The following is an 8,178-nucleotide window of genomic DNA, read 5'->3' on the forward strand; positions in this document are numbered from 1 at the left end:
TGGCCGCCGCCATCCTCCGGGATCACTCAGTGCATCGCGTGATTTTTCACCGTGCTCTCCACCAGATCCAGCATTTGGCCCAGGGCCCAGGGCTTGGCGATGAACGACGCGTGGTGCTTGATCCCGGCGCTTTCCGGCGTTTCGAAGCCGGACATGATCAACAGCGGGATCTGCGGCCAGCGGTCTCCGGTCAGGTTGGCCAGGTCAGCACCGTCGATCTTGCCGGGCATGGTGATGTCGGTGAGCAACAGATCGACGAAATGGGCGCTCTTTTCGAGGAACTCCAAGGCATCGTCAGCGCTTTTCTGAGGCTCCACGACAAATCCTTCTTCCTCGAGGATTTCACAGAGAAACTCCAGGATAGTTGGATCATCTTCCACCACGAGAATCAAACGTGTAGTCGCCTGGCCATTGCCATTTGGCATCGAATTCATGAAAGTGACTCTCCTTGACCTCATAAACTTTCTTTGCGGTTTCAACCGCCTTGAAGTTATGAGCCATACCCCTGCGAGAAATTCATTCTGCATGCCGACAGGCCGCCGAATGTCGCGCCAGCCCCCCCTTGGCAACGCAGCGCAACGCTTTTATCTGTATATCCATACAGATAAAACTTGCCCTTGTGCGCATCCATGACCATGCTACAGCCCCATGAAATCTGCTCAGGAAAAGGGCGCTATGCAGCTGTACCTGTGTGAAAAGCCGTCCCAGGCCAAGGACATCGCCGCGGTGCTCGGTGCCACGCGCCGTGGCGACGGTTGCTGGCTGGGTCCTGGCGTGACGGTCACTTGGTGCATCGGTCATCTGCTGGAAACCGCCCCACCCGACGCCTACGACGCGCGCTACAAGCGCTGGGTCCTGGCCGACCTGCCCATCGTGCCCGCGCAATGGAAAATGACCGTCAAACCGAAAACCGCCAGCCAGTACAAGGCGGTCAAGCGCCTGTTGGGGGAAGCGAAGGAACTGGTGATCGCCACCGACGCCGACCGCGAAGGCGAAATGATCGCCCGGGAGCTGGTGGAGCATTGCCGGTATCGCGGACCGATCCGCCGGCTATGGCTGTCCGCCCTGGACGAAGCGTCGATCCGCAAGGCCCTGGCCGCCCTCAAGCCGGGCGTCGAAACCTTCAACCTGTATCACTCGGCCCTGGGTCGCTCCCGGGCCGACTGGCTGATCGGCATGAACATGAGTCGCCTGTTCACCCTGCTGGGGCGCCAGTCCGGCTACCAGGGCGTGTTGCCGGTAGGCCGCGTGCAGACACCGACGCTGCGACTGGTGGTGGACCGCGACCGCAGCATCGCCAACTTCGTGCCGGTCGCCTATTGGGCCATCGATGTGCAGCTCAGCCATGAAGGCACGGCGTTCACCGCCCAGTGGCGCGCCGACCCGGATGCCTGCGACGACCAGGAACGCTGCCTGAACCAGGCCCTGGCCCGAGACGCGGCCCAGGCCATGGGCAACGCAGCCACCGCCCGGACACTGAAGGTGCGTACCGAGCGCCTGCGCGAAGCGGCGCCGTTGCCCTTCGACCTGGGTACCCTGCAGGAAGTCTGCTCGAAGAAACTCGGCCTCGGCGCCCAGGAAACCCTGGACATTGCCCAGTCGCTCTACGAGACCTACAAGCTCATCACCTACCCCCGCAGCGATTGCGGTTTCCTGCCCTCGAGCCAGCACAGCGAAGCACCGGCCATCCTGGCCGCCCTCGCCCAGGCCGACCCGAGCCTCGCGCCGCTGCGTGAGCATTTGCAACCGCAGCGCAAATCCCGGGCCTGGAACGACGCCAAGGTCAGTGCCCACCACGGCATCATTCCCACCGCCGCCGCCAGGAACCTCGACAAACTCGCCGGCAAGCAGCGTGCGGTCTATACGTTGATTCGCGCGCGCTACCTGGCGCAGTTCCTGCCCAACCACGAATACGACCGGACCCAGGCCGACTTCGACTGTGCCGGCCAGGCGCTGCGTGCCGTGGGCAAGCAGATCGTCGAACCCGGCTGGAAACGCGCCCTGCCCGAAGCATTGGCGCCGGCAAAGGGCCGTGAAGCACCGGCACCGCAAACCTTGCCGGCACTGGCCGAAGGTCGCGATTGCACGGTGGACGAGGTGAAACCCAAGGACCTATGGACCCAGCCGCCCAAGCCCTTCACTGAAGGCGACCTGATCAAGGCGATGAAGAACGTCGCCAAACTGGTGGAAGACCCGTTGCTCAAACAGAAGCTCAAGGACACCACGGGCATCGGCACCGAAGCGACCCGAGCCTCGATTATCCAGGGGCTACTCGACCGCGGTTACCTGGTGAAGAATGGCAAGGCCCTGTCCGCCACACCGGCAGCCTTCAGCCTCATCGACGCCGTGCCCCGGGCCATCGCCGACCCGGGCACCACCGCCATCTGGGAGCAGGCCCTGGACATGGTGCAAAGCGGAGAAATGAGCCTGGAAGAATTCGTGACCCGGCAAGCCGCCTGGATGAGCAAGCACGTCGCCCGCTGCCAGGGCATGAGCCTGACCATCAGCGGCCCGGCCAGCCCCGCCGGGCGTGGCGCAGCGCCATGGAAAAACAAACGCAAGCCAGCCAAGCGCAAGACCGGCGGCGCACCGCGCAAGGCGAGCAAGGCCAAGGCGACATGAGCCTGTCAGCGTCAATCAGGTGATCTGGCAAACACAGAACCTGTGGCGAGGGGATTTATCCCCGCTGGGTTGCGAAGCAACCCAAGCCATACGCCTCTGTGTATCAGGATAACCTCACCAACCATTCGGGCCGCTTCGCGCCCCAGCGGGGATAAATCCCCTCGCCACAGAAAACACAGCCGAGCTTCTCAGCCATTTTTCATATCCAAACCATTTTGTCCGACAATATGTAGTGACCAAAAATAATCACTACAAAACCGTTGACGCCTCCGATTTGCCCTTGCATGATGCAGACGTCTCCCCGATCGGGAGTACAGGCAACTGTTTGAGCAAGCTCGTCTGACCGCCGAGCTGTTTTTTGGATAAGGGACTGCCCACAAGGCAGATTGAAGGTGCTGACCTGGCATGACCGTCCGGTAACAAGGACGAGAAACGTCGGCGAAGATCCTCATGACGCGCGTGGTCGACCCTCGAAAGTTGACACTGCCTGATGATTCTTCGCTGTTTCTCTTCGTTGTAGCGCATTTGCGTAGCAGCCCTTCGATAACACTACACAACCGATGCACGACCCCGTCGAAGTTCGACGGACGAACGCTGACGGCCTGGTTTCGGTAGCAGGCAGGCACTTACCGAGAAGCGAAGTTTTTGCGAACCACCAGACAGATCAACCAAATGGTCAAGGGGCTTACACATGAATCTGAATAATCAACCATCTATTGATGAACTGGCTCGCATGTTCGCAGCGCACAAAGACACGCTCGACAGCCATATCCTGTGGATCAGCAAGACTGGCCAGGTCCATATGGACTGCCTGTCGCCCTACACCCAAGAAGACGAGTTCGAAAAGAACACGCAAGAACTGTGTGCCCGGCTGAAGATGTACCGCCGCGGCCAGGGCTACGTCGGCAAGAAGGCCGCGGCTGACAAAGACTTCATGGGCCGCGTGCTGCAAACGCTGACCCAGGCCTGGCAGTCGATGCAGAACACTTCTGAGGTCCGGGTCATCGACCGCCTCTGCTGATCCCCCTAACAAAAGGGCCCGCTCCTGAATCAGGAGCGGGCCCTTTTTTATGCGGCAGGAAACTAGAACACCGACCAGCCAATCCGCTGGCTCATCAACTCCAGCGCCGCCATGCCGGCCAGGGAGTTGCCGGCGGCGTTGAGTTCAGGCGACCAGACGCATACGGTGAAGCGCCCCGGCACCACGGCGACAATCCCACCACCGACACCACTCTTGCCCGGCAGGCCGACGCGATAAGCGAAGTTGCCGGCCTCATCGTAAAGGCCGCTGGTGGCCATGATGGAATTGACCTGTTGGGTCTGCCGGGCGCTGAGGATCTGTTCGCCGCTGTGTTTGCAGAACCCGTCGTTGGCCAGGAAGCAGAATGCCCGCGCCAGATCGATGCAACTCATCCGCAAGGCACAATGGCTGAAATAACTGCGCAGCACCGCTTCCACGTCGTTATGGAAGTTGCCGAACGATTGCATCAGGTACGCCATCGCTGCGTTGCGAGCGCGGTGCTGGTATTCCGACTCGGCGACCTTGCCGTCCACCATCACCTGTGGGTTACCCGACAGGCGGCGCACAAAATCGCGCATCGACAGCGCCGGCGCGGCGAAACGCGACTGGTTGATATCGCAAATCACCAACGCGCCGGCATTGATGAACGGGTTGCGCGGCCGGCCGCGCTCGAACTCCAGTTGTACCAGGGAGTTGAAGGGCTGGCCGGATGGCTCGTGACCCAGGCGCTCCCAGATCGCTTCGCCGGAATGCCCGATGGCCTGCACCAGGCTGAACACCTTGGAAATACTCTGCACCGAAAACGCTGTTTCGGCGTCGCCGGCACAGTACAACTCGCCATCATTGCCATACACGGCAATACCCAACTGGTTGGGCACCACGGTGCCCAGGGCAGGAATGTAATCGGCGACCTTGCCCTGACCGATCAGGGGGCGAACCGCATCGAGGATCTCGTTCAACAGTGCTTGCATATGCGCGGGGTCCAGTCATTCCCCGTTCGAGTGCGGGGATACAGACGCTAGACGCTGGTGGGCGGGGTCAGAGCACACTGCCCCATCAAACAAGGTCCTGTGGCGAGGGGATTTATCCCCGCTGGGCTGCGCAGCGGCCCCCTGGAGCTGTCACTAAGGGTCTAACAGACTTAACGCAACCAGCCCTCGAGAGGTCGCTGCGCAACCCCGCGGGGATAAATCCCCTCGCCACAAGGACTCCACCTGCCACATAAGTTTCATGGGCTTTCACCAGCGCTTATCGCGAAATCGAGCGGTCTATAGTTCAAAGGATCAATCGGCAGGAGTAGACGATGCGTCAGATCATGCAAAAAGAACCCTGGTGGGCCTCGCCGCCCCAGCCCGGGCAGGATGAAAGCGAACTGGAATGGGGATGGCTGGTGATCTACAGCGAAGGCGAGCCGCGCTTCGAGTTCATCAAGGAACGCCCATCGGACGAGCAGATCCGCCATCGCAAGGGTTGTCGCGTCACCCTCGGATCAGAATGAACCGGCCCGTCACGGCTTGATGTCCGGCAATGCCACCGCTCGATTGGCCAGGTCCGCCTCCACCAGGTTGCCTTCTATTTCCTCGTCCAGGTAGTACACCGGTGCCATCACCCCGCTGAGGGGATGCTTGAGTGACTTGAACCACGCCTCGTCGAACGCAGCGTTCAGGCTTTTGCGGATTTGCGCCTCCATTTCCGGCCGCTCGCCCTCGTGGATGATCGCGCGAATGCCCGCCACGCCCACCGAGATCAACGCCCCCGCCGCCTTCCCGGCCACGGCCGCCGCCGCACCGGTTGCCCCACGCGTGGCGAACTGGGCCTCGATTTTTTCGCTGGTGCGTTGCGCCACCGTGGCGATCACCGCCTCCGAGGGGCCGGCACCTGTGGTTGCAGCCTTGTTGGCGTGATCGATCAGGGCCGCATAGGCCGGCAGGGTGTTCAACGGTTCGGTGTGGACCACCTCGTACAACGAAGCGTCACGCGCCGCGGGCGGGCCGAGGCGGATGGCCGGGATGCCATGCAGGCGTCGGTTCATCAGTTCGTTCGGGATGCGATGCCGCAGGGCGATGACCTGGACCTGCTGATTGAGCTGGCGCAGATAGTAGCCTATGGCGTTGGCTCTGATCGCCTCGGGATCGATTTCCACCGCCACCGGTTCCAGCACCTGCTCGCGATATTTTTCCTGCAGGTAAACCGCCAGGCGCCTGGCCGAGGAATCCGTCTCGCCCTCGGCGCTGGCGGCGTACCAACTGACCTTCACCGCCAGCCACTCCTGGGTCCAATAGCTGCTGAACCAGGGGATGAATTCAACCTCGGTGCGCTCATAGACCAACGTGCGCCAATGCTCCATCGACCCGCGGGCGTAGAGTGCCGCCTGTTCGACGGCGCCTTTCGAGGCTGCGATGAGCTGCTGGTCCACCTGTCGCCAAGTGTCCTGGGAAATCGCCACCGGGGTGGCCTGTTGACCGCGCTGGGGCGTGGCACACCCCGCCAGAACGAGCACAACGGCCAACATCAGCGAACGCAGCACGATCGCGCCACCCCGGATTCATGTCATCCACGGGGTTGAGTATACATCGCCAATTCAACCCACCCGGCCTTGAGCACATAGGGTGATCAAACCGGGAGTGGCGCCATGTCATCAACACCGACCCGGGGGAAACTCCGGATGTTCCAGACATTTGCCGAAACGTTGGCGCAGGGTGTCGGTGAGTCTTTCAACCCAATGCCGTGTCGAGAAACATCATCACCGCAAAGCCCATCATCAACCCCAGGGTGGCCGGGGTTTCATGGCCATTGCGATGGGTCTCGGGAATCACCTCGTGGGAGACCACGAAAATCATCGCCCCCGCCGCCAGCCCCAGGCTGATGGGATACGCGACAGCCACGCCCGACGACATGCCCAGGCCGATCACCGCCCCCAGGGGCTCCATCAGCCCCGAACCGACCGCGATGAGCGCAGCACGCAAAGTGCTGATACCGGTAACGCGCAGCGCCATGGCAATGGCCAGGCCCTCGGGGATGTCCTGGATGGCAATGGCGGTGGTCAGGGGCAGGCCGACCTTGAAGTCGCCGTCGGCAAAACTGACGCCGATGGCCATGCCTTCCGGCAAGTTGTGCAAGGTGATGGCGAGCACGAACAGCCACACACGGTTAATGCGCTCGACCTCGGGACCGCGCCGCCCACTCAACTGGTGTTCGTGGGGCACGAAGCGGTCCAGGCCGATCATCAGGGCGACACCCAAGCCCAGGCCAACCACGACGACAAACGCGGCGAGCAACTGATTGCCGCAGATGACCTGTGCCGCTTCGATGCCCGGCAGGATCAATGAGAAGGAACTGGCGGCGAGCATCATGCCGGCGGCAAACCCCAGCATGATGTCTTGGGTACGCGACGAGATATCCCGCAACACCACCGCCATCAACGCCCCCAGGGCGGTGGCGGCAAAACCCGATGTACCGCCCAGCACGGCATAGCCCAGGTTTTGACGATTGGCGCCAACCAGGGCGTTGTAGCCACTGTAGAGCAACAAAGCGGCCACCAACGCAAGCCCGAGCCAGAACGTGACCCCCAGCAGCCAGTTCTCTTGCACGGGGTTCAGCCAGGTGCGCCAGGGCGATCGAATCCGGGAGGTGGGCTGGTCCATCGAATGTCCTTAGGAGTCTTGGCCGTGTCATGGCTTGGAATACCGGGCGTGGGAGTCGCCTCCCCCGCCATCGGTTTACAGTTTGTCACCTTGCATCCTCGAACCCAAGTCGGCGCCCGTAGTGGGATCGCTTTCAGGGTCGGACATCGTCCGCGCCTTCAGCCATCAGATGGATCGAGCAGCAGGTCGGCAAGTCCAGGATCAGGCTCAGCGACACGCACGGTGTACGGCAATCATTTGTCATGTGGAAACATGATTGAACGCCTCGCTCAGGCGCACGTCATGAGAACTCCGTCGACGGCAATCCCCTGAAAGTCTGACGAAGTTAAACATTTAGTTTTATTCAAGACAGAAGACCAGTGGTTAATTGCAACTCTGGCTCACCCGCTTATCTTTAAACAATCAATACACCCGTAAAGCCGGGCATCAGTACCCGACTTTTAATATCACGGCCGGACTAGGTCCCATGCCAACGGCACGGGACCTGCGAGACCACGGGACATTACGATTTACGACCGCCGCCATGGCTTTTTTCAGGTTCTTCACGGAATCCCGGGAAACACAGAAACAAGAACGCCGATTTGATTGATGATGTTCGTGCGAGCAAACACATCTAACAAACCGGCGTTCTTATGCGCGATATTAATACTTTCCTTCCTTTTTGGGAGGGCTTTTCTGTCGTTACGATCAAGCCTGATGGCGACGCGCTTCAGATCGACCTGATTCCCCATCCCACCCGATTCCCATCCTGCGGCGGGTGCCAGAAAACCTGTTCAAGCACTCATGAGTATTGCGAGCGTACCGTTCGTGACTTGCCGATTCTCGGTCGTGCGGTACGCCTCCGCGTTTTGCTCAGGCGTGTTGGCTGTCGTGACTGCGGTAAACGTATGG

At 60.9% G+C, this 8,178-nt stretch carries 9 protein-coding genes; 4 read left to right on the forward strand and 5 right to left on the reverse strand.

All coding sequences use genetic code 11. From position 1 onward, the window contains the following. Positions 1–26: 26 nt before the first annotated feature. On the reverse strand, positions 27–434 hold the full coding sequence (locus BM317_RS13710) for a response regulator (RefSeq protein WP_092474608.1): 408 nt from the start codon (positions 432–434) through the stop codon (positions 27–29). Between the two features lie 241 nt (positions 435–675). Here BM317_RS13710 and BM317_RS13715 point away from each other — a divergent pair, with 241 nt between their 5' ends. Both BM317_RS13715 and BM317_RS13720 read left to right on the forward strand, forming a co-directional pair. Further along, positions 676–2,622 (forward strand): DNA topoisomerase III, encoded by a 1,947-nt coding sequence (locus tag BM317_RS13715; protein WP_092474609.1) that lies wholly within the window; start codon positions 676–678, stop codon positions 2,620–2,622. Between the two features lie 691 nt (positions 2,623–3,313). Then, complete coding sequence (locus BM317_RS13720) at positions 3,314–3,643, forward strand: hypothetical protein (RefSeq protein WP_060741484.1); 330 nt, start codon at positions 3,314–3,316, stop codon at positions 3,641–3,643. 62 nt (positions 3,644–3,705) lie between these two features. On the opposite strand, the gene glsB is transcribed toward BM317_RS13720, so the two are convergent. Next, positions 3,706–4,614 (reverse strand): glutaminase B, encoded by a 909-nt coding sequence (gene glsB, locus BM317_RS13725; protein ID WP_060741483.1) that lies wholly within the window; start codon positions 4,612–4,614, stop codon positions 3,706–3,708. A gap of 332 nt (positions 4,615–4,946) precedes the next feature. On the opposite strand from glsB, the gene BM317_RS13730 reads away from it, so the two are divergent. Further along, positions 4,947–5,141 carry a hypothetical protein gene (locus tag BM317_RS13730; RefSeq protein ID WP_053123348.1) on the forward strand — a complete coding sequence of 65 codons (195 nt, stop codon included), beginning with the start codon at positions 4,947–4,949 and terminating at the stop codon, positions 5,139–5,141. Between the two features lie 9 nt (positions 5,142–5,150). Here BM317_RS13730 and BM317_RS13735 read toward each other — a convergent pair whose 3' ends face one another. The 3 genes from BM317_RS13735 to BM317_RS31135 all read right to left on the reverse strand — a co-directional run bounded on the left by BM317_RS13735 (position 5,151) and on the right by BM317_RS31135 (position 8,018). Next, positions 5,151–6,170 (reverse strand): hypothetical protein, encoded by a 1,020-nt coding sequence (locus BM317_RS13735; RefSeq protein ID WP_092167024.1) that lies wholly within the window; start codon positions 6,168–6,170, stop codon positions 5,151–5,153. Positions 6,171–6,357: 187 nt separating this feature from the next. Next, positions 6,358–7,287: a ZIP family metal transporter gene (locus tag BM317_RS13740; protein ID WP_092167021.1), complete on the reverse strand. Its 930-nt coding sequence runs from the start codon at positions 7,285–7,287 to the stop codon at positions 6,358–6,360. A gap of 542 nt (positions 7,288–7,829) precedes the next feature. Then, positions 7,830–8,018 (reverse strand): hypothetical protein, encoded by a 189-nt coding sequence (locus tag BM317_RS31135; protein ID WP_170842285.1) that lies wholly within the window; start codon positions 8,016–8,018, stop codon positions 7,830–7,832. Between BM317_RS31135 and BM317_RS13745 the strand changes: the two genes are divergently transcribed. Beyond that, the coding region (locus tag BM317_RS13745) for a transposase family protein (RefSeq protein WP_256574145.1) at positions 8,010–8,178 on the forward strand (169 nt) is incomplete at its 3' end. The two genes, BM317_RS31135 and BM317_RS13745, sit on opposite strands and share 9 nt — an antisense overlap.

This window comes from Pseudomonas sp. NFACC24-1 (genome assembly GCF_900115235.1).
Lineage (GTDB): Bacteria > Pseudomonadota > Gammaproteobacteria > Pseudomonadales > Pseudomonadaceae > Aquipseudomonas > Aquipseudomonas fluorescens_AA.

Bases quoted from the DNA above. Each gene is read 5' to 3' on its own strand.
- BM317_RS31135 (WP_170842285.1), bottom strand. From the start codon at position 8,018: ATGGGGAATCAGGTCGATCTGAAGCGCGTCGCCATCAGGCTTGATCGT.
- BM317_RS13740 (WP_092167021.1), bottom strand. From the start codon at position 7,287: ATGGACCAGCCCACCTCCCGGATTCGATCGCCCTGGCGCACCTGGCTG.
- BM317_RS13710 (WP_092474608.1), bottom strand. From the start codon at position 434: ATGAATTCGATGCCAAATGGCAATGGCCAGGCGACTACACGTTTGATT.
- BM317_RS13715 (WP_092474609.1), top strand. From the start codon at position 676: ATGCAGCTGTACCTGTGTGAAAAGCCGTCCCAGGCCAAGGACATCGCC.
- glsB (WP_060741483.1), bottom strand. From the start codon at position 4,614: ATGCAAGCACTGTTGAACGAGATCCTCGATGCGGTTCGCCCCCTGATC.
- BM317_RS13730 (WP_053123348.1), top strand. From the start codon at position 4,947: ATGCGTCAGATCATGCAAAAAGAACCCTGGTGGGCCTCGCCGCCCCAG.
- BM317_RS13720 (WP_060741484.1), top strand. From the start codon at position 3,314: ATGAATCTGAATAATCAACCATCTATTGATGAACTGGCTCGCATGTTC.